The sequence below is a fragment of the Rhizobium binxianense genome (genome assembly GCF_028994275.1).
Taxonomy (GTDB): domain Bacteria; phylum Pseudomonadota; class Alphaproteobacteria; order Rhizobiales; family Rhizobiaceae; genus Rhizobium; species Rhizobium binxianense.
Map to the genome: position 1 here is coordinate 3,350,595 of NZ_CP118713.1, position 20,312 is coordinate 3,370,906.

The following is a 20,312-nucleotide window of genomic DNA, read 5'->3' on the forward strand; positions in this document are numbered from 1 at the left end:
ACCGATTCTGTTGGATTTGACGTTCGGAATCGACCCTACACTCTATGAATTCCGTTGCCAGACACCCGATAGGGTTGCATAGTTGAACACAACATTACACGGGGGATAGAAATGGCAAACCACAAGCCGGTCGCAGGCGATGTATACCAGCCTATTTTCAACATCGACAACCCGATCGACGGCAACATCCTGGACAGCACCAGTTCCACGGATGCCGACGGCGATCGGGTGCGCCTCAACTTCGTGAACGGACAGCGAATTCCGCAGCCGGCCGATCCGGATGGGCCTGCCACAACGACGGCGATCGAGGGAAAATACGGCACGCTGACCGTCTATTCCAACGGCAACTACACCTACGAACTCGATCACATCAACCCGGTGGTGGCGGCGCTCGGCCCGGGAGATCAACTCGTCGATCAGTTCAATTTCAAGATCTCGGACGGCAAAGGCGCCACCGACTTCGGCCTGCTCAATATCGCGGTCGACCTGCCGGAGCGCGGCGACGTCTTCGTCAATTTCGAGGATGTCGGCACACACGACTTCCCCACGGGCTACAAAGGCTTCGATTGGGGCGCCTGGCACGATGGTGACGACGCAACGATACACAAGGAAGCCGACGGCAACCATTATCTGTCGGGTGGCGTGTTCTGGACACCCATCCAGGCCGCCGATGGCGGCGCCTTCCAGCTTGAGCAATTCAGTGTCGCCAACGGCACGTCGGACTATGACAACGTTCTGACGATCGAAGGTAGGCTGAACGGCGATACCGTATTCTTGGTCACGGTCAACGTCACCGCCGACAGCATTCATGACCCGCAAGTGATCGATCTCAGCGCCTACGGCGCGATCGACTATCTCGTGCTCGACACCGAGCCGGTCATCACCGAAACCAGCGGCCCGGACTATTACGGCGCGCAATACGACAACTTCCATTTCATCGTTTGATGGATCGGGAAAGGGCGTCGTATCGCCGAAAACTTGCATCTTTTCCGAGCACGTCCTGCAGCGGCTATCCGGTACCAATTTCTTGCGATAGCTGATCGACCTCAGCCTTGCTAGCATTGGATCGTCCGAGGGGGGACGATTATGCTGGGATGGAGGAAATGATGCAGTCAGTCGGAATCATCAGGTTAGCGGCGCTCATGTTCTCGCTGGCCGTATGGGCTATTATTATCGCTACCTCATACCATCTTTGGACGACGAAGATGCCGATATTGCTTTTGGCGCTCTACAGATAGTGTCCTCGGCATTGGCGGAAATTCTGCAGATCAGAGCTGGCCGCGCGATCGCCGGAACCGGCTCGAAATCGAGCCGCAAGATCGCTCATTCTGCAATTGAGGAGATGGTAGCGGAGGAGGGATTTGAACCCCCGACACAAGGATTATGATTCCTCTGCTCTGACCTACTGAGCTACTCCGCCACTGGTCAACGATACCTGCTCGCGAAGCGATGCCGGTTCGTGGGATGAGCGGCTTATAAGGTGCGCTTCGGCTTTGTGTCAAGCGCATGATCGAGAAAAACGGTGGGCTTTGTGGGGCGCCGTTTCCTATAGCTTTCAGGCGGCGACGGGGCTGGCCAAAAGCGCCTTCAGCGAGGCTTCCGCCGAAGGCTCGCGCTCGGAGCGCTCGATGAAGCCGCCGCCGAAGACGCGGGCGTTATCACCGGGGGCGGAATAAAGCGCGCAGGCCTGGCCGGGCGCGATGCCCGCCTCGCCGACCGTCAGGTCGACATAGGTGCCGGTCGCATCGACATGCAGCACGGCGGGTGCCGGCGCCCTCGTCGAGCGGACCTTGGCGTAGCAGGCAAAGCCTTTGCCGGAAGCCGCTCCCGCAAGCGTTTCATCGCCCAGCCAGTTGACGTCTCGGAGATAGACGCGGTGCGTCTCCAGTGCCTCTTTCGGCCCGACGATCACGCGGCGCGAGCGGGCGTCGAGAAAGACGACGTAGAGCGGCTCGCCGGTGGCGATGCCGATGCCGCGGCGCTGGCCGATCGTGAAATGCAGGATGCCCTCATGGGTACCGAGCACGCGACCGTCGAGATGGACGATCTCGCCAGCAAGCGCCGCATTCGGCTTCAGCTTGGTGATGATGTCGGAATATTTGCCCTGCGGCACGAAGCAGATGTCCTGGCTGTCGGCCTTCTTGGCGACGACGAGGCCCATTTCCTCGGCAAGCCTGCGGGTCTCGGCCTTCGGCAGGCCGCCCAAGGGAAAGCGCAGATAATCGATCTGTTCCTGCGTCGTGGCGAAGAGGAAATAGCTTTGGTCGCGGTCGGCATCGGCCGGGCGGAACAGCGCGCGGCGGCCGGGGCTTTCCGGCGAAGGGTTCGGGCCCGAACGGATATAGTGGCCGGTCGCCAGCGCATCGGCGCCGAGCTCCTTGGCCGTCGCCAGCAGGTCGGCAAATTTGACGGTCTGGTTGCAGGACACGCAGGGGATCGGCGTTTCGCCGGCCACATAGCTTTCGGCGAAGGGATTGATCACCGTCTCGCGAAAGCGCTTCTCGTAATCGAGCACGTAATGCGGGATGCCGAGCGTTTCGCAGACGCGGCGCGCATCGTCGATATCCTGGCCGGCGCAGCAGGAGCCGGCACGGTGAACGGCGGCGCCATGATCGTAAAGCTGCAGCGTAATGCCGAGCACATCGTAACCCTGCTGTTTGAGAAGGCCGGCGACGACGGATGAATCGACGCCGCCCGACATGGCGACGACGACGCGGGTCTCTTCCGGCTTCTTGTCAAAATCCAGTGTGTTCAACGATGATGCCAATTCTGCTCGGGTCACGATCCGCCCTTGCGCTGCAATTGCGGCGGATTTGCTGATCTCCGGCGGGATCGGCCGCCGTCTCTCGATGAGGGACCGATATAGAAAGGATTGCCTCTGGACGCAAGGGGCGGGCCTTCGGACGGCCGATAGTTTCGCATTCCCAGTTGAAAAGAGGGCGCAGCCGCAGCCGCGCCTTGGTAAAGCGGGGGGTGCGGCTCAGGTGCCGATCAGCTTGTTACAGGCGAATGCGATGCCCGGATTGGCGATGATGGCAGTCACGAGCGCCAGTCCGATCACCGAGAATGAATAGCGTTTCATATGCATCCTCCTTCCAGCCCGCGACAATTATGAGGGTTCAGCCGTCGTTCTCAAAATAACGAATGCTTGATGGCGCCCGGCAACCGCCGCCGAAGGCAGCGATCCTCTATGCCTGTCCATGCTGGGGGCCTCCATCTGCTCGCCTTCAGCAAAGGGGAAGTTCGGGGGCGGCTCATGCCGACCCCAGACAGAATATCGGAAAAATTAAATAAAATCAGCCTCATAATCGAGGCTCTAGAGCGTTTCACGTTTTGACGGAAGCATAGCCAGCGTTTGTGAAGTAGTTTGCGCATTCGTCAGGCTTGATGGTGCCGACGAGGTCTCCGAGATGACGCCAGGTGTCGTCGACGGTTCGCTTTTGGGCCTGGCGCATCCAATGTTTGATCTTGGCGAATGCCTGTTCGATCGGATTAAGGTCAGGGGAATATTTCGGCAGGAACCATAGTCTGGCGCCGGCCGCCTTGATGGCATCGCGGACGGCCTTAGCTTTGTGAGAGCCGAGGTTGTCGAGGATGACGATGTCGCCGGGCTTAAGTGTCGGGATCAGCTGTTGGCGGACATAAGCCTCGAAGCACTCGCCATTGATTGGGCCATCGAAGACGCAGGGCGCAGTGAGCCGATCACAGCGCAGAGCGCCGAGGAAAGTGAGTGTGCGCCAGCGTCCATGTGGGGCAAAGCCGCGCAGCCTCTTGCCCCTCGGTCCCCAGCCGCGTAACGGCGCCATGTTGGTGCGGATCCAAGTTTCGTCGATAAAGACGAGCCGCTTCGGATCGAAGCGGGCTTGCCAAGTCTTCCAGCGCTGCCTGTGCCGGGCAATGTCGGCACGGCCCTGCTCAAGGGCGAATAGCGTTTTTTTTGAAGCTCAGACCTTCACGGCGCATGAACTGCCAAATGGCATTATGGGAGACGGCGATACCGCGGGCGGCCAGTTCGTCCTTCAGCCGATGCAGCGTCAGGTGCGAGATCTGCTCGATCCGCTCGACAATGAAGGCGCGATGCGGCTCCAGCACCCGCCGGCGATGGCCACCCATCTTACCGGGCGAGACGCTGCCGGTTACCCGATGGCGCTGCGACCACTTCACCACAGAGGAGACGGCAATGTCGAACCGTTCAGCCACCACCCGGCAGCTCTGACCGCCTGCAACTGCAGCCACTACGCGTTCACGAAGATCATTCGAATAAGGTCGCGTCATCGATGCTGGCCTCCATTCCAGCACCCAGGATGAATCACAATTCTGCTGATTTGGGAATCCCACCTCGATTCCGATAAGCAATGAACCGCTCTAAATCTTAAGCTTCCATCGGCGAAATGAGCAAAGCGGCAAGCTGCGATCATGATTCTGGCTTCCAAAAAAATAATGGGGCGCCATGGAACAATTCCACCGATCGTGCGTTGCCGGGCTACATCGATGTCGCAATGGGATGCTGAGGAGGGTTTCATGGCCAGGGTCGGCACGACAACGGATTACAGCAGGATCAGGCGTTGGATCGAAGAGCGCGGCGGCCATCCCGCCCGTATCCAGAACGCGCCGGACAGCGAAACCGTCCGCGTCGATTTCACCTCGGAACCGCTGGAGGAGATTTCCTGGGACGAATTCTTCGAGGGTTTTGACGGTAGCAGGCTCGCTTTCCTTCACCGCACAAAGGCACAGGACGATGCCGCCCGTCTTGGCAGGATTGTCCGCCGACGCCGGCATCACTGACGCTCACCGGTTCGTCAATGGCAGAAACCCGGCGCCGTTTCCCGCGCCGGGTTTTCCATGTTTTCCTTGGGAGGAAACCTAGTCGATGTTGAAGGTGAGCAGCTTTGCCTGGCGGATCGCCTGGTGGGCCGTCAGCTGCGCAAGCACGCTGTCATCAACCTCGCCGTCGACATAGAGCAGCGCGATGGCGTCGCCGCCTTGCTTGTCGCGGCCGAGCTGGAAGTTGGCGATGTTGACGCCAGCGGCACCGAGCGTCGTGCCGATGAAGCCGATCATGCCGGGAACGTCGGTGTTGGTGATGTAGATCATGTGCGAGCCGACATCCGCATCGAGGTTGATGCCCTTGATCTGGATGAAACGCGGCTTGCCGTCCGAAAACACCGTGCCGGCGACCGAGCGCGTCATGCTTTCCGTCGTCACCGTCAGCTTGATATAGCCGTCGAAGACGCCAGTTTTGTCGCGCTTGACCTCGGACAGCACGACGCCCTTTTCCTTGACCATGATCGGCGCCGAAACCATGTTGACATCGGCGACCTGCGGGCGGATGAGGCCGGCGAGCACGGCGCTCGTCAGCGCCCGCGTGTTCATGCCGGCCGTGACGCCGTCATAGAGGATCTCAATTTCCTTAATCGGCTCCTCGGTGACCTGCCCGACGAAGGCGCCGAGAACATCGGCGAGACGGATGAAGGGCTTCAGGATCGGCGCTTCCTCGGCGGTGATCGACGGCATATTGATGGCGTTGGAGACCGCGCCGTTGACGAGGTAATCCGCCATCTGTTCGGCCACCTGCAGAGCGACGTTTTCCTGCGCCTCGGTGGTCGAGGCGCCGAGATGCGGCGTGCAGACGACGTTCGGCAGGCCGAAGAGCGGGCTTTCCTTGGCAGGCTCGACCTCGAACACGTCGAAAGCGGCGCCGGCGACATGGCCGGATTTGATGGCTTCGGCAAGCGCTGCCTCGTCGACCAGGCCGCCGCGGGCGCAATTGATGATGCGCACCCCGGGCTTGGTCTTTGCCAGGGCATCCTTGTTGAGGATGCCGCGCGTCTTGTCGGTCATCGGCACATGCAGCGTGATGAAATCGGCGCGAGCGAAAAGCTCGTCGAGCTCGACCTTGGTGACGCCCATCTCCTCGGCGCGCTCCTTCGAAAGGAACGGATCGTAGGCGACGACATGCATCTTCAGGCCGATGGCGCGGGCGCAGACGATCGAGCCGATATTGCCGGCGCCGATGACGCCGAGCGTCTTGCCGGTAATCTCGACGCCCATGAATTTCGACTTCTCCCACTTGCCGGCCTGGGTCGAGGTATCGGCTGCCGGAAGCTGGCGGGCGACGGCGAACATCAGCGCGATCGCGTGTTCGGCCGTGGTGATCGAATTGCCGAAGGGCGTGTTCATGACGATGATGCCGCGGCGCGAGGCAGCCGGAATATCGACATTATCGACGCCGATGCCGGCGCGGCCGACGACCTTGAGGTTCTTCGCCGCCGCGATAATCTTTTCCGTCACCTTGGTGGCCGAGCGGATGGCCAGGCCATCATAGTTGCCGATGACTTCGAGCAGACGGTCTTTGTCCTTGCCGAGCTGCGGTTCGAAATCGACTTCGACACCGCGGTCGCGGAAAATCTGGACGGCGGTTTCCGACAATTCGTCGGATACGAGAACGCGAGGTGCCATTATGGCCTCCTTCAAAAGTGTTCAGCGATGGATGAAATAGGAATGCTGGGCTCCGCCCGATGGCGGAGCCGGATGCGATCAGGTCAGGCGGCAGCCTGAGCAAGCTGCGCCTTCTGGGTTTCGAAAGCCCAGGAAAGCCACGGCATCAGCTTCTGCATGTCGGATGCCTCGATCGTGGCGCCGGCCCAGATACGCAAGCCGGACGGCGCGTCGCGGTAGTGGCCGACGTCATAGGCGACGCCTTCCTTTTCCAGGAGGCCGACGAGACCCTTAGCGAAATTCGCCTGGCCGTCGTCGTCGAGGGCGCTCACGTCCTTATCGACGATCTTCAGGCAGACGGAGGTGTTCGAGGCCGTTTCCGCCTTGACGGCGAGATTGGCAATCCAGTCGTTTGCGGCAACGAAATCGTGGATGACCTTGGCATTGGCATCGGCGCGACCGATCAGAGCCTTGAGACCGCCGAGCTGCTTAGCCCAGAGAAGCGCATCGATATAGTCCTCGACGCAGAGCATCGACGGCGTGTTGATCGTCTCGCCCTGGAAGATGCCTTCGATCAGCTTGCCGCCGGAGGTCAGGCGGAAGATCTTCGGTAGCGGCCATGCCGGCTGATAGGAGATGAGCCGTTCGACGGCACGCGGCGACAGGATGAGGATGCCGTGCGCGCCCTCGCCACCCAGAACCTTCTGCCAGGAGAAGGTGACGACATCGAGCTTGGCGAAATCGAGTTCCTGCGCAAAAGCGGCCGAGGTGGCGTCACAGATCGTCAGGCCCTTGCGGTCGGCGGGAATGAAATCGGCGTTCGGCACGCGCACGCCGGATGTGGTGCCGTTCCAGGTGAAGACGACGTCGCGGTCGAAATCGACGGTCGCGAGATCGGGAAGCTCGCCGTAACCGGCTTCGAGCTTGCGCACATCCTTGAGCTTCAACTGCTTGACGACGTCGGTGACCCAGCCGGCGCCGAAGCTTTCCCAGGCGAGCATGTCGACGCCGCGTTCGCCGAGCAGCGACCAGAGCGCCATTTCAACGGCGCCGGTATCGGAAGCCGGAACGATGCCGATGCGATAATCCGCCGGCACGTCGAGAATTTCACGGGTAAGGTCGATGGCCTGCTTGAGCTTGGCCTTGCCGACCTTCGCGCGGTGCGAACGGCCGAGAGCCGCGTCGGAAAGGGCTTCGAGCGACCAACCGGGGCGCTTCGAGCACGGGCCAGAAGAAAAATGGGTATTGTGCGGACGGATGTCCGGCTTTGCGGTCTTCGCCATGGTGCTATCCTCTCAGATAGAAAGCCCTTCGTTGGGGAAGGGTGTCCCGCCGCCGTGTGTATGGATCGGACGCTTCATAGTCAAGATCGAAGTGTCGCAAGCAGAAGATATTTTGACGCAGGCAAGGCGGCCGAAACGAAAAAAGCCGCCCGGACTCGGGCGGCTTTCTGATGCAAGAGAGTGAATTACTTGTAGACCGGCTGCTGCAGCGGGATTGCCGGCGGCTCGTAGGCGACCGGCTGGGCGCAGCCACCGAAGAGATAGCGGGCGCCGACGCGAGCTTCGTGGACGCTGAGACCCTTGTCGCGGCCCGGGCCGCCATTTTCTGCGAAGCCGAACATGTTGCCGCCGTCGATATGCAGGTAGCGGTAGCCGACATCGGCCTTGATGTTGCAGGTCACGTCGATCGAGGCGCCGGCCATGAGCGCGTAGGTGAAGCGCCAGTTGCCCTTGCCGCCATGGGTGACCTCATCGTCGCAGAAGCTGCCGTCATCGGCGCAGGCGACGTTGCGCAGGTTCTTCCACTTCACGTAGGAACCGCCGATACCGGCGCCGACATACGGCGTAACGTAGCCATAGGTGCCGAGATCGACGTAAGCGTTGGCGAGTAGCGTATAGGCGGTCAGCGAAGAGCGGTCGCTCGACGTGCAATCCACCAGCGGGAAGCCGCACTGCCCGGATGTCGAGCCCTTGAAATCAACCTGCGTGAGATAGTCAAAAGTCAGATCGGTGCGCAGATAGCTGTTGATCTGATAACCGACACCGCCGCCGACCGTCCATGCGTCGTCAAGGTCGGCACGGTCGAAATCGACTTCCGTGGCATTGCTGCCCTGGAAATAGCGGGCACCACGCAGATCGGTGAAGGCATAACCGACATCGCCGCGCAGATACCAGCCGGTCGCTTCGCTGACCGTCACCTCGGGCGGCTGCTCCGGGATAGGCTCGGCAGGAGCGAGGTCCGCGGAATAGGCGTTTGTCGCGATCAACAATGCGGCAAAGATGCCGGACAAGCTTCTTTTCATGGATCCCACTCCAAAATCCCGTTGCGTCGGCAGGCTCAAGTCGCTGCCAATCTGGTACGCGTCGCATGGATAATGAATGGGAAACGTTAAAAGCTGCTTAACCACGCTTGTTTACCTTGATGCAGGCACCGCCACGTCCTCGACATGGGTCGGGTTGCATCGTCGGAATGGTTCAGCCTCGGCAAAAGCAGCAGACGACATAAGCGCGCATGAAAAAAGCCGGCGCTTTCGCACCGGCTTTCCATAGTCTGGCCTGATGGGATCAGGCTGCGGTCCGGACGTTCGAGATCGTGCCGATCAGCTCATTGACGATGCGCTCGATCTGGGCGCGGTCGTCGCCTTCGGCCATGACGCGGATCAACGGCTCGGTGCCCGAGGGGCGAATGACGAGGCGACCGCTCCTGGCCAGCTCGGCTTCGGCATCGGCGATCGCCTTCTGCACCTGGATATCCTCCAGCGGCTTGCCGCCGCTGATGCGGACATTGCGCAGGAGCTGCGGCACCGGCTCGAAACGGCGGCAGACCTCGCTGACGGTCCGGCCGGTGCGCTTCACTGCGGCAAGGATCTGCAGCGCCGCGACGAGGCCGTCGCCGGTCGTGCCATAATCCGAGAGCACGATATGGCCGGACTGTTCGCCGCCGACATTGTAATTGTGCTGGCGCATATGCTCGACGACGTAGCGGTCGCCGACCTTCGTGCGGGCAAGCGCCATGCCGCGCTCGTCGAGGAAACGCTCGAGGCCGAGGTTGGACATCACAGTGGCAACAATGCCGTTGCCCCGCAGCTGCTGGCTCTCGGCCCAGCTTTCGGCAATGACGGCCATCAGTTGGTCGCCGTCGACGATCGAACCATTCTCGTCGATAATGATGACGCGGTCCGCGTCGCCGTCGAGCGCAATGCCGATATCGGCGCGCACCTCGTCGACCTTTTTCTGCAGGGCGACGGGGCTGGTGGAACCGCAATTGAGATTGATGTTGGTGCCGTTCGGCTCGTTGCCGATCGTCACGACATCCGCACCAAGCTCCCACAGCACGGCGGGCGCCACTTTATAGGCAGCACCATTGGCGCAGTCGATCGCGATCCGCAGGCCCTGCAGCGTCACGTCGCGCGGCAAAGTCCGCTTGGCATGTTCGATATAGCGGTCATGCACACCGTCGACGCGCTTGGCACGGCCGATGTCATCGGATTTGGCGAGCTGCGCGTTCAGGTCCTTTTCGAGCAGGTCCTCGATCTCGGCTTCGAGCTCGTCTGAAAGCTTGTAGCCGTCGGGGCCGAAGAGCTTGATGCCGTTATCCTCGTAGGGATTGTGCGAAGCCGAGATCATCACACCGATATCGCAGCGCAGCGAGCGCGTCAGCATGGCGACGGCAGGTGTCGGGATCGGGCCGAGAATGAAGGCGTCGAGGCCGGCGGCCGTGAAGCCCGCGACCATGGCATTCTCAAGCATATAACCGGAAAGGCGCGTATCCTTGCCGATGACGACACGGTGGCGGTGGTTGCCACGGCGGAAGATCGTGCCGGCGGCAATGCCGACCCGCATCGCGAGATCCGGCGTCATCGGGAAGACGTTGGATTGGCCGCGAATGCCGTCGGTCCCGAAATAGCGTCTTTTCATCTGCACTCCTGCGTTTTCGCGCGCCATTCAAGGCAGCGCATCCTTTCAAGCAAATCCGGCTTCAATGGGATGTCGTCAATCCAGAAGCGTGATTTATGCTTGCCTCAATTCAGCGGAATGCCACAAAATGCGGCGATCGGCACGTAAATTAGCAAGAAAAATGATTATATCCCGTTACCAATAGAAAAAGCCGGATCTCCCGCCTGGGAAATCCGGCCTTGTTCAAAATGGTGCCGCTGTTCAATGCGGTTGCGGTTCGAGGCCGCCTTCGGGCTCGTCGCCCTTGGTGGCAGGCCGTGCGCCGGCCTTCGGAACCGCCGAGCCGCGGCTTGGCGGCGAATCATCGCCGAGGTCGCGAGACGGCTTCTCGCCGCGGATCAGCGCCTTGATCTCCTCGCCGGTCAGCGTCTCGTATTCGAGGAGACCTTCGGCAAGGGCGACGAATTCGTCGTGCTTTTCCGTCAGGATCGTGCGGGCCTGGGTATAGGCTTCGTCGATCAGGCGGCGCACTTCATTGTCGATCTTCTGCGCGGTGGCTTCCGAAACATTCTTCGACTGCGAAACCGAGTGGCCGAGGAAGACTTCCTGCTGGTTCTCGCCATAGGCGACCTGACCGAGCTGATCGGAGAAGCCCCATTGCGTGACCATGGCACGGGCAAGCTTGGTCGCCTGCTCGATGTCGGAGGAGGCACCCGAAGTGATGTTCTCCTTGCCGAAGGTGAGCTCTTCGGCGACGCGGCCGCCCATCATGATGCAGAGGCGCGAAACCATCCACTTGTAACTCATCGAGTAGCGGTCGCCCTCGGGAAGCTGCATGACCATGCCGAGTGCACGACCGCGCGGAATGATCGTCGCCTTGTGCAACGGATCGGCGACGGCGACGTTGAGCGCGGTGATGGCGTGACCGGCCTCATGGTAAGCGGTGAGCTTCTTCTCCGCCTCGGTCATCGCCGAGGAACGGCGCTCGGCGCCCATCATAATCTTGTCCTTGGCGTCTTCGAATTCCTGCATGGTGACGACGCGCTTGTTGCGGCGGGCGGCCATGAGGGCGGCTTCGTTGACGAGGTTCATCAGGTCGGCGCCGGAAAAACCGGGTGTGCCGCGGGCGAGAACCTTGAGATCGACATTCGGCGCCAGCGGAACATTGCGGGCGTGCACCTTGAGGATGCGCTCGCGGCCGACGATATCGGGGTTCGGCACGACGACCTGACGGTCGAAACGGCCGGGACGCAGCAGCGCCGGGTCGAGCACGTCGGGACGGTTGGTGGCGGCGATCAGGATCACGCCTTCATTCGCCTCAAAGCCGTCCATTTCGACCAGCAACTGGTTCAGCGTCTGCTCGCGTTCGTCATTGCCGCCGCCGAGACCGGCGCCGCGATGACGGCCGACCGCATCGATTTCGTCGATGAAGATGATGCAGGGCGCATTCTTTTTCGCCTGCTCGAACATGTCGCGCACGCGGCTGGCGCCGACGCCGACGAACATTTCGACGAAGTCGGAACCTGAAATGGTGAAGAAGGGCACGTTAGCTTCGCCGGCAACCGAGCGGGCAAGCAGTGTCTTGCCGGTGCCCGGAGGACCGACGAGCAGCACGCCGCGCGGGATCTTGCCGCCGAGACGCTGGAATTTCTGCGGATCACGCAGGAATTCGACGATTTCCTCGAGATCCTGCTTTGCCTCGTCGACGCCGGCGACGTCTTCGAAGGTCACACGGCCATGCGCTTCGGTGAGCAGCTTGGCCTTGGACTTGCCGAAGCCCATCGCGCCGCGTGAGCCGCCCTGCATCTGCCGCATGAAGAACAGCCAGACGCCGAGAATCAGAAGCATCGGCAAAAGCGTGCCGAGATAGCTGAGGAAACCCGAAGAGCCGTCCGTTTCAGGGCGGGCGGAAACCAGGACGTTCTTCGACTGCAGGCGATCGAGCAGGCTGTCGTCGATCACAGGCGAATAAGTCTGGAAGGTGGTGCCATTTTCAACATAGCTCCCTGAGACACGGTTGCCCGTGACCACGACTTCCTTCACGCGGCCCGCATCGACCTCACGCAGAAACTGCGAATAAGGGATTTCGCGGGAGCCCGTCTGCGCCGGCGCCGTCTGGAACATACTGAAAAGGGCGATCAGCAGAAGCGCTATGATCGCCCACAAGGCGAAATTACGTAAGTTAGGGTTCATTGAACTCCCCAGCACTGGAACAGCCGCCTCATGGCGACCGTCTTATTCTTCTCTAACATAGGGTTGCGCCGTGCGATTGCCAAGGCGATCCCCCAGGTCAGATGGTTTTTCCGTCAATACTTCTTAAAGGCGGCCTCGCATAGGGCGCCGTCGCGAAAACCGCCGAAAGCCTGTTGGCAAAGATGAAATCAAATCGTGTCAAAAAGCGGTCGAAGGGTGCGAAATAGGGCGTGAGGTCGACCCTGCGGACGAATTCCTCGGATAAAGGGGCTCCTTCGGCGGTTAAAGCCGGCGCGGAGGCGATGGCGCGCTTCCATGCCGCCTTGGGGAGGTGATGCATACGCTCCCTCATTCCTGTGCTTGGACTTGATCCGAGGGATGTCACAGGAATCCAGCCACCGCGCGTCCGCGCGGTGATTGACTCAACAATGCGTGAAGCGTCTCCCGCGCCCAAGGACTTGGGCGCGCTGGATTCCTGTGACAACCCTCGGGCAAAGCCCTGAGGCCACAGGAATGAGGGAGCGTGTGGATCGGCGGCCTCGACCACCATCGATGTGGACAAACCATTCCACGCATAAAACCTTCCATCCCACACCCCAGCCTCTCCCGGCGGCAATAACAACGGCATTATCCCCCGGCTCTCGCGCGTGAGATAAAGCCCGTCACGCCTGAGATCGAAAACCACCCTGCCGGCGGTCATCCGTCCCGGTTCACTGCCGGTGGCAAATGCAAGGATACGCTCCATATGCGCCCTCCCCGGCGCAAACGGCTGTCCGCCGAAAACAGCCGTCAGGCGCCCAAGCGCATAATCGAGGACGGCCCGATCCTGCCGCAGCCCATCCGGCAGCACCTGCCCGAGCAGACCGCGGTGAAGCGTGAAGTGACGATCCAGCCATTCGGCGCCCTTGGTTGAAAGAGCCGTTCGCTCTTCCCAGGCTGCGCGGATATTCCTCTCAGCACCGGCATCGGCCGAAAGCTGCCGGCGCGTTCGCACGCGCTCGTACTTCATATCCTCGTTGCTGGGATCGTCGATCCACCCCGCGCCTCGCTCTCTCAGGAAAGTGCGGACATCTGCCCGGGCGGAAAAAAGAAGCGGTCGTAAAATCCAGAAACGCCGATCGAAGAGCACCGCATCGGCAATACCCGTCGAAATCTGCTCTGTCCGCATGCCGCGCATGGCAAGTGTTTCGCGCTGGTCATCGAATGTGTGGCCGGTGACGATGAGATCGGCGTCGAATGCTTTCGCTGCCTCGGCCAGAAGGCCATAGCGCGCCTCACGGGCCGCAGCCATGATGCCGGTTTTCGGCTTGTCGCCCTGCCAGACCGGGGTGGTGTGGGGAATGCCGCGCGATGCGCAGAGGGCTGCGACGTCTCGCGCCTCGTCTGCGGAACCTGCACGCAGCGCATGGTCGACGGTTGCAGCGCATAGGGAAATCTTGAGATGGGGCGCGGCCTTCACGGCTTCATCGAGAAGGAGAAGCAGGCCAGTCGAATCGCTGCCGCCCGAAATCGCGACGAGAATGCGCGCGGGGCTTTGAAGCGAGCTAAGAAACTGGAGGATCGCCTGTTGCGGCGACGGGGCTTCCGGAGGCATGCCGGAAGACCTTAGCAGGCGAGGCGCTTCTGTTCGCTCGCAACCTTGCTGATGACGGCACGTGAAGCCTTCGGATAACGCTTCGAGACTTCGCGCAACGTCGCACAGGCCGTCTCCTTATTGTCGAGGGCGGCAAGCGACATGCCGAGCTTCAGCAGCATTTCCGGCGCCTTTTCCGATGTGCCGTATTTCTGGTGCGCATTGAGGAAGGTCTTGGCCGCCTCGTTGTACTTACCCTGCGAATAGAGTGCTTCGCCGAGCCAGAAATTGGCGTCCGCCGCCCGCGCGCTGCTCGGGTAGCGGGTGATGTACTGCGTGAATTCCTGTTCGGCCGTGCTGTAATCACCGGACAAGACGTGACCATAGGCGGCCTTGTACTGGTCCGCCTCACCGCCGAGCGAGGCGGTCTGCTGCGGCGCTTTGGGGTTGGCATCGGGAATCGGGCCGGAACCGATTGTGGCATTATCGTCGACGGTTCCGCCGATCGGATTGCCGTTCTTATCGAAATCGATCGAGCCGAGTTCCTTCGGCGGCTGGCCGAGACCGCTATTCTCAGGCACGCCCGTGGAGGGAGCCGTTTCGGCTCCCTGCGGCGCTTGGATCACTTTGGCGATGTCGTCGCCGCCCGAGGCTGCCGGAGCGGCATCGGTCTCGCTCCTCTTGACGGGAGCCTTGGCACCGCCGCCGCCGGAACCCGTCTTTTCCAGCTGCTGGAAGCGGAATTCATTGTCTTCCTGCTGCTTGCGGATCGTCTCCTGCATCTGCAGCAGCTGAAAGCTCATCTCCTCGATCCGCCCATTCAACTGCCGCAATTGCTCTTCGAGCTGCTGCACGCGGACCTCCGCATCGCCGCTCTGCACCTTGACGACGGGCGGCGCCGCCTGGTTTTCCGCGGATCGGCCGCCGAGATGCAGCCCAAAGAACGAGGCGGAATAGGCCGCCCTTTCGCTCCCGGTCACAGCCGCGAGGCACAGCATGCCTGCCACGACAAGTTTCTTCATATGTATCGTCCTGTCCCAGTGATTCTTCGCACCTCGATGGCACGAACAGGAGATTTTTCCAATTGCTTTCAAAAAGCAACGGAGTCTGGCCAAAGTGTGGTCAAAAAGAAAAGGCGGCCCCTTCAGGGACCGCCTTCCGAAAGCCAGCTGTACCGGCAAATTACATGCCGGCGCCGCCGAGAACCGTGACCGCACGGCGGTTCTGCGACCAGCAGGAAATATCGTCGCAGACGGCGACCGGACGTTCCTTACCGTAGGAAATCGTCTTCAGGCGCTGCGCCGGGACGCCGCGCGAAGCGAGATAATCCTTGGCCGCAGCCGCACGGCGGGCGCCGAGCGCGAGGTTGTACTCGCGCGTGCCGCGTTCGTCGGCATGGCCTTCGACGGTGATCTGGTAGTTCGGGTAGCGGGCGAGCCACTGCGCCTGACGGTCGAGCGTCTGCGAAGCATCGGCACGGATCGACGAGGAGTCGGTGTCGAAGAAGATGCGGTCGCCGACATTGACCGTGAAGTCCTGGGCCGAGCCCGGCGTTGCCGCACCACCCGCGCCACCGGCGCCGAGGCCGAGATCGCCGGCGCTGTTCGGCGGCTTCTTAGCGCAGCTCGCGAGGGCGAGACCGGCGACAAGCGCGATCATGACGGGGTTGCGGGCGAAATTCTGCATGCGGCTCATTGCCGGGGTGTGAATTCGGCTCATGGCCGGGTCTCCTTGCGATTTCAGGGTTTCCGGACAGTAACCGCACTCGGTTAACCGCCCCTCAATGACTATGGTTAACGATTTACTGATTTGTCCCGTAGTCGCCCGGTTTTCATGACTTTGGGGCGACATGAAGGCATTGTGGCACCCGCTACTCCAGAAGCGGCGACCAGGCCGGGTCGGAACCGTAGGTCGGCGTCTTCACAAGCTGCTCGTTGTAACCGGTCAGATCTATCGAATAGAGCTGCGGACCGCCCGCCCCTGCCGCCTGGCGGAAGAACATCAGGACGCGGCCGTTCGGCGCCCAGGTCGGGCCCTCATTGTGGAAGCCGGTCGTCAGGATGCGCTCGCCTGAACCATCCGGTTTCATCACGCCGATCGAGAATTTGCCGCCGGCCTGCTTGGTGAAGGCGATGAGATCGCCGCGCGGCGACCAGACCGGCGTCGAATAGGAGCCGTCACCGAAGGAAATACGGGTCTGGCCCGAGCCGTCGGCATTCATCACGTAGATCTGCGGCTTGCCGCCGCGGTCGCTTTCGAAGCTGACACGCGCGCCGTCAGGCGAATAGGAGGGCGAGGTGTCGATCGCAGCCGTCGAGGTCAGCCGCGTCGTCGTGCGCGAGCGCAGGTCCATCGTGTAGATGTTGGAATTGCCTTCTTGCTGCAGGCTCATGATCACCTTCTGCCCATCCGGCGAAAAGCGCGGCGAGAAAGTCATGCCGGGGAAATTGCCGACGACCTCGCGCTGCCCGGTTTCCAGTTGCAGCAGGTAGACCCGCGGCTGCTGGTTGGCAAAGGACATGTAAGTGACTTCCTGCCGGCTCGGCGAGAAGCGCGGCGTCAGCACGAGATCGCTGCCGTCAGTCAGCATGCGGACATTAAAGCCGTCCTGATCCATGATCGCCAGCTGGCGCTTGCGCTGCTGCTTAGTGCCCGATTCGGAAACGAAGACGACGCGGGTATCGAAATAGCCCTCTTCACCGGTAATCTGCTTGTAGATAGCATCGGCGATGATATGCGCGACACGCCGCCAGTTCTCCGGCTGCGTATAGAATTGCTGACCAGACATCTGCTGGCCGGCAAAGGTGTCCCAGAGGCGGAATTCGGCGCGAAGGCGGCCATCAGCCTCCTGGGTAACGCGGCCAGTCACCAAAGCCTGAGCATTGATGACCTTCCAGTCTTCGAAGCGCGGTGCAGCGTCCGGATTGGAGATCTTCTCGATGAAGGCCGTCTTATTAATCGGGGCAAATAGGCCGGAACGCTGTAGGTCGGCGGCGATGACCTGCGAAACCTGCGCGCCTATGTCGCCCTGGAAGTCAGTCACCGCAATCGGCATCGGCTGGACATTGCCTTTTCGAAGATCGAGGGTGACCAACGCGTTCGCCGGCGTCGTAAAGGCTGCAGCCCCAATCAGGCCTGCAATGACCATCAGAGCGCGGATGAGGGAACACTTGACCATATCAAACAAGCCTTTCAGCATCTTATTGGGTAAGAGCGCTGGTGTCGAAATTAAAAACAATTTCCTTCCAGACATCGTATTTATCTTTCGGAAGCATCGTAAAAGGAGCTGCGCGACGAACTGCGCGGAGGCCGTCATCGGCAAGACTTTTCTGCGCACGCTCACTGCCACCGGTGACCTGCACATCAGGGTTGCCTACAATCTGGCCGTCTCTGGTTAGCTTTATGTGGATCGTCAAACGCGCGCTGCCGATGTCTTTCAGGCGGCCGTGAATGAAGAGTTGACGTTCGATCGAGTGCACAACCGCCGTGATTTCAGCCTGGTTGAGGATCGGGGCGCTTGCGCCGTTTCGGCGATCAGCCGTCTCCGCATTTGCATCGAAGGGAAATGCGAGGCCAAGGATCGCGCCTGTCAGCACCGCGTATACCCCAAAAGATTTCGCGAAATGGATCGAATTCCTCGGCATTTAAATTCCCATATCGCTGGGATGAAAGTTAAGGACGACCTCGTTCCACACGTCATACTTGTCCATCGGAAGCGTCGTGCGGAACGATGGAGCAGATTTCATCACGGCACGGTAAGCGCCACTTTCCAGCGCACGACGCGTTGAATCGGTGCTGCTTCCGCCGGAAGACTCGATCTCGGGCTGGCCGATAATGTTTCCATCTTTATCGAGCTTGAAATGCACCGTAATGACCATGCCGGAAAGGCCTTCCATTCCCGGAGTGATAAGCCAGTTACCCTGGATCAAACCCTGTAGCGCATCTTGTTCGCTTTGGCTGAGCTTGGAACCGCCATTGCTCTTCTTCGCCCCCAGTGATGCCTCCTGTGTCGAACGCTTGGCACCACCAGCAGAAGGATCAGTCTTGTTTAGCAGGGCCGAAATCTCGTCAGCATTGAAATCACTCTTCATCGAGGAGGCCGCTTTCGCCACCTCCTGCTTCTTGTCGGCCTTCTTTTTGTCCGTCGGCGCTTCCGCAGCCTTCGGCTCGTCCTGAGTCTTTTCCGGCGGCTTTTCGGCCGGCTTCTGTGGCTCCGGCGGCTTCACCTGCGGCTTGGCGACAGGTGTCGGCACCTTGTCCGGCAGCGCCTCGGCATCCGGCTTCGGCGGCTCTTCAGGCTTGGCCTGCTCTTCCGGCGGCTTTTCCTCCGGCTTCGGCGGCGTCACTTCGACGGGCTTCGGCGGCGGAATGGAAGCCACTTCCTTCGGCTGCTCGACCTCGGTCTCTTCCTTGTTGACTTCCTTGACGTCGTTCGGCTTGGGATCGATCGTCGGCAGCGGCTTATCGCTCGAATTCGCCGCCGCTGCTTCACTATTGCTCGGCTTGGCGTTCGGGACCGGCGGCGTCTTCAGGTCGGCATTGTTGTCGCCGGCATTCTCGGCCGGCTGCGGGATCGGCGGCCGCGTCGTCGGCACGGGCGCGGAAGTCTCCTTCTTCGGAGCCTTCTTGTCGCCCTGCTGCATCTGGGTGATGGATTCCACCGGCACCAGATCAACCGGCATCGCCTCGAAATCCTCCACCTTGAAGGATTCCGGCGCGCTGAGCGACACCATCGCCCAGGTAAGCACCAGGCAATGCAGAACAGCAGATGTGACGACGCTGGTCTTCATCTTGAACGCTATTGGTCCTTCTTCTGCTGCGTCACGAGGCCGATATTCTTGAAGCCTGCACCCTGAATACGGGCCATGACGTCGGCGATGACACCGTAGGGCGCCGTTGCGTCGCCGCGCACGAAGATACGTTCGTTATAACCGGTGGTGGCGATCGCCTCGAGCTTGGCGGCGATCTCCGCGGCCGGGATCGGCGTTTCCTGCAGGAACACTTCGCCGTCGTTCTTGACGGAGATGGTGATCGGCTGCGTCTCGGAATTCAGCGCCTTGGCCTGCGTTTCCGGCAGGTCGATCGGCACCCCGACGGTCATCATCGGTGCTGCGACCATGAAGATGATCAAAAGCACGAGCATGACGTCGACAAGCGGCGTCACGTTGATTTCGGAAATCACGGCCCTGTTCCGACCGCCGCGACGGCGGCGTCCGCCGCCCCCGCCGCCATTGCCTCCAACAGCCATACCCATGTCAGAATACTCCGTTGGTTACTGAGCGGCAGCGCGCGGCTGCAGTTTCTCGTCGATCTGGCGCGAAAGTATGGCGGAGAATTCATCCGCGAAGCCTTCCATGCGGCCCGAGAGCTTGCCGGCATCGGCAGAGAACTTGTTGTAGGCGATAACCGCCGGGATAGCGGCAACGAGGCCGATCGCGGTCGCAAGCAGCGCTTCGGCGATACCGGGCGCGACAACCGCAAGGTTGGTCGACTTCGAACCAGCGATCGCCTGGAACGAGGTCATGATGCCGACGACCGTGCCGAAGAGACCGATGAACGGACCGGCCGAACCGATCGTTGCCAGTGACCCGAGACGGGCGCCGAGAAATTCCGATTCGCGTGACAGCGTCACGTCCATCGCCCTATCGATGCGCATCTGCAGGCCGATCGGCGAGCGGGCGCCGCGTTCGAAGGATTTCTTCCACTCGCGCATGGCGGCCACGAAGATCGCCGCCAGCCCGGTATTGTTGCGTTCCGACAGCGAGCGGTAAAGCTCCTCCAGCGACTGGCCCGACCAGAAGACCTGCTCGAACTTGTCGAACTGGCGCCGTGCGCGGCCATAGGCCAGGTATTTGTCGATGACGATCGCCCATGTCCACACCGAGGCTGCGATGAGCCCGAGCATGACGAGCTTGACGACGATGCCGGCCTGCATGAAAAGCGACCAGAGGCTGACGTCCGTCGTTGCTGCTGCCAATCCTACTTGTTCCATTGATCCAAAATCCCCGAATCCAAACGCCCGGTGCTGGACCGGGCGGCACAAAATGATCTCGCAAGAAGTGTCCGGCGACCGCCCAAAGCCCTGGTCAAGCTTCCAAGCTCATCTTCCGCCTTCTTGCCGTCAAATTTGGTCAAAGGAAGGCGTGCACCGCACAAACTCCGACTTTCCCAGTAAGACACTATTATGGTTAATAGATCGTTAGTGCTGG

The 20,312-nt window shown here is 60.9% G+C and carries 17 protein-coding genes and 1 tRNA gene; 2 read left to right on the forward strand and 16 right to left on the reverse strand.

Annotated features, from left to right (window positions below):
* Positions 1-111: 111 nt before the first annotated feature.
* A complete protein-coding gene (locus PO860_RS16525; RefSeq protein WP_275032259.1) occupies positions 112-945 on the forward strand; it encodes a VCBS domain-containing protein in 834 nt (277 codons plus the stop codon).
* Between the two features lie 398 nt (positions 946-1,343).
* Here PO860_RS16525 and PO860_RS16530 read toward each other — a convergent pair.
* From PO860_RS16530 to PO860_RS16540, 3 genes are all read right to left on the reverse strand, one after another.
* Positions 1,344-1,420: transfer RNA gene (locus PO860_RS16530), tRNA-Met, on the reverse strand.
* 135 nt (positions 1,421-1,555) lie between these two features.
* Positions 1,556-2,755, reverse strand: a complete 1,200-nt coding sequence (gene mnmA, locus PO860_RS16535; protein WP_273881785.1) for a tRNA 2-thiouridine(34) synthase MnmA — start codon at positions 2,753-2,755, stop codon at positions 1,556-1,558.
* 571 nt (positions 2,756-3,326) lie between these two features.
* Positions 3,327-4,275 (reverse strand): IS630 family transposase gene (locus tag PO860_RS16540; RefSeq protein WP_273885870.1). Its coding sequence is split into 2 segments (ribosomal slippage): positions 3,327-3,938 and positions 3,940-4,275, totalling 948 coding nucleotides; the frame shifts between segments, so codons are not numbered across the junction.
* A gap of 246 nt (positions 4,276-4,521) precedes the next feature.
* On the opposite strand from PO860_RS16540, the gene PO860_RS16545 reads away from it, so the two are divergent.
* On the forward strand, positions 4,522-4,785 hold the full coding sequence (locus tag PO860_RS16545) for a hypothetical protein (RefSeq protein WP_273884967.1): 264 nt from the start codon (positions 4,522-4,524) through the stop codon (positions 4,783-4,785).
* Between the two features lie 78 nt (positions 4,786-4,863).
* On the opposite strand, the gene serA is transcribed toward PO860_RS16545, so the two are convergent.
* From serA to tolQ, 13 genes are all read right to left on the reverse strand, one after another.
* On the reverse strand, positions 4,864-6,459 hold the full coding sequence (gene serA, locus PO860_RS16550) for a phosphoglycerate dehydrogenase (RefSeq protein ID WP_273884966.1): 1,596 nt from the start codon (positions 6,457-6,459) through the stop codon (positions 4,864-4,866).
* Between the two features lie 83 nt (positions 6,460-6,542).
* Complete coding sequence (locus PO860_RS16555) at positions 6,543-7,721, reverse strand: phosphoserine transaminase (RefSeq protein ID WP_183609622.1); 1,179 nt, start codon at positions 7,719-7,721, stop codon at positions 6,543-6,545.
* A gap of 185 nt (positions 7,722-7,906) precedes the next feature.
* Positions 7,907-8,743, reverse strand: coding sequence for an outer membrane protein (locus tag PO860_RS16560; protein WP_273884965.1), 837 nt, complete (start codon positions 8,741-8,743; stop codon positions 7,907-7,909).
* Positions 8,744-9,005: 262 nt separating this feature from the next.
* Positions 9,006-10,358 (reverse strand): phosphoglucosamine mutase, encoded by a 1,353-nt coding sequence (glmM, locus tag PO860_RS16565; protein ID WP_183609620.1) that lies wholly within the window; start codon positions 10,356-10,358, stop codon positions 9,006-9,008.
* 240 nt (positions 10,359-10,598) lie between these two features.
* Entirely contained in the window at positions 10,599-12,530 is a 1,932-nt protein-coding gene (gene ftsH / locus PO860_RS16570; protein WP_047616537.1) for an ATP-dependent zinc metalloprotease FtsH, read from the reverse strand.
* Positions 12,531-12,627: 97 nt separating this feature from the next.
* The gene (gene tilS, locus PO860_RS16575) at positions 12,628-14,124 is read right to left on the reverse strand and encodes a tRNA lysidine(34) synthetase TilS (protein ID WP_273884964.1); all 1,497 of its coding nucleotides are present in this window, start codon (positions 14,122-14,124) and stop codon (positions 12,628-12,630) included.
* Between the two features lie 11 nt (positions 14,125-14,135).
* Positions 14,136-15,125 (reverse strand): tol-pal system protein YbgF, encoded by a 990-nt coding sequence (ybgF, locus tag PO860_RS16580; RefSeq protein ID WP_275037899.1) that lies wholly within the window; start codon positions 15,123-15,125, stop codon positions 14,136-14,138.
* Positions 15,126-15,285: 160 nt separating this feature from the next.
* Positions 15,286-15,822: a peptidoglycan-associated lipoprotein Pal gene (gene pal / locus PO860_RS16585; protein ID WP_085738270.1), complete on the reverse strand. Its 537-nt coding sequence runs from the start codon at positions 15,820-15,822 to the stop codon at positions 15,286-15,288.
* 151 nt (positions 15,823-15,973) lie between these two features.
* On the reverse strand, positions 15,974-17,281 hold the full coding sequence (gene tolB, locus PO860_RS16590; RefSeq protein ID WP_273884963.1) for a Tol-Pal system beta propeller repeat protein TolB: 1,308 nt from the start codon (positions 17,279-17,281) through the stop codon (positions 15,974-15,976).
* A gap of 22 nt (positions 17,282-17,303) precedes the next feature.
* Positions 17,304-17,747 (reverse strand): cell envelope integrity TolA family protein, encoded by a 444-nt coding sequence (locus PO860_RS16595; RefSeq protein ID WP_273884962.1) that lies wholly within the window; start codon positions 17,745-17,747, stop codon positions 17,304-17,306.
* Entirely contained in the window at positions 17,748-18,893 is a 1,146-nt protein-coding gene (locus PO860_RS16600) for a hypothetical protein (RefSeq protein WP_273884961.1), read from the reverse strand.
* A gap of 8 nt (positions 18,894-18,901) precedes the next feature.
* On the reverse strand, positions 18,902-19,357 hold the full coding sequence (tolR, locus tag PO860_RS16605; RefSeq protein ID WP_003542730.1) for a protein TolR: 456 nt from the start codon (positions 19,355-19,357) through the stop codon (positions 18,902-18,904).
* Positions 19,358-19,375: 18 nt separating this feature from the next.
* Positions 19,376-20,095, reverse strand: a complete 720-nt coding sequence (gene tolQ / locus PO860_RS16610; RefSeq protein WP_003582115.1) for a protein TolQ — start codon at positions 20,093-20,095, stop codon at positions 19,376-19,378.
* Between the last annotated feature and the right edge of the window lie 217 nt (positions 20,096-20,312).

Bases quoted from the DNA above. Each gene is read 5' to 3' on its own strand.
- PO860_RS16545 (WP_273884967.1), top strand. From the start codon at position 4,522: ATGGCCAGGGTCGGCACGACAACGGATTACAGCAGGATCAGGCGTTGG.
- tilS (WP_273884964.1), bottom strand. From the start codon at position 14,124: ATGCCTCCGGAAGCCCCGTCGCCGCAACAGGCGATCCTCCAGTTTCTT.
- serA (WP_273884966.1), bottom strand. From the start codon at position 6,459: ATGGCACCTCGCGTTCTCGTATCCGACGAATTGTCGGAAACCGCCGTC.
- glmM (WP_183609620.1), bottom strand. From the start codon at position 10,358: ATGAAAAGACGCTATTTCGGGACCGACGGCATTCGCGGCCAATCCAAC.
- PO860_RS16595 (WP_273884962.1), bottom strand. From the start codon at position 17,747: ATGCCGAGGAATTCGATCCATTTCGCGAAATCTTTTGGGGTATACGCG.
- PO860_RS16555 (WP_183609622.1), bottom strand. From the start codon at position 7,721: ATGGCGAAGACCGCAAAGCCGGACATCCGTCCGCACAATACCCATTTT.
- pal (WP_085738270.1), bottom strand. From the start codon at position 15,822: ATGAGCCGAATTCACACCCCGGCAATGAGCCGCATGCAGAATTTCGCC.
- ftsH (WP_047616537.1), bottom strand. From the start codon at position 12,530: ATGAACCCTAACTTACGTAATTTCGCCTTGTGGGCGATCATAGCGCTT.
- tolB (WP_273884963.1), bottom strand. From the start codon at position 17,281: ATGGTCAAGTGTTCCCTCATCCGCGCTCTGATGGTCATTGCAGGCCTG.
- ybgF (WP_275037899.1), bottom strand. From the start codon at position 15,125: ATGAAGAAACTTGTCGTGGCAGGCATGCTGTGCCTCGCGGCTGTGACC.
- tolR (WP_003542730.1), bottom strand. From the start codon at position 19,357: ATGGGTATGGCTGTTGGAGGCAATGGCGGCGGGGGCGGCGGACGCCGC.
- PO860_RS16525 (WP_275032259.1), top strand. From the start codon at position 112: ATGGCAAACCACAAGCCGGTCGCAGGCGATGTATACCAGCCTATTTTC.
- PO860_RS16600 (WP_273884961.1), bottom strand. From the start codon at position 18,893: ATGAAGACCAGCGTCGTCACATCTGCTGTTCTGCATTGCCTGGTGCTT.
- PO860_RS16560 (WP_273884965.1), bottom strand. From the start codon at position 8,743: ATGAAAAGAAGCTTGTCCGGCATCTTTGCCGCATTGTTGATCGCGACA.
- tolQ (WP_003582115.1), bottom strand. From the start codon at position 20,095: ATGGAACAAGTAGGATTGGCAGCAGCAACGACGGACGTCAGCCTCTGG.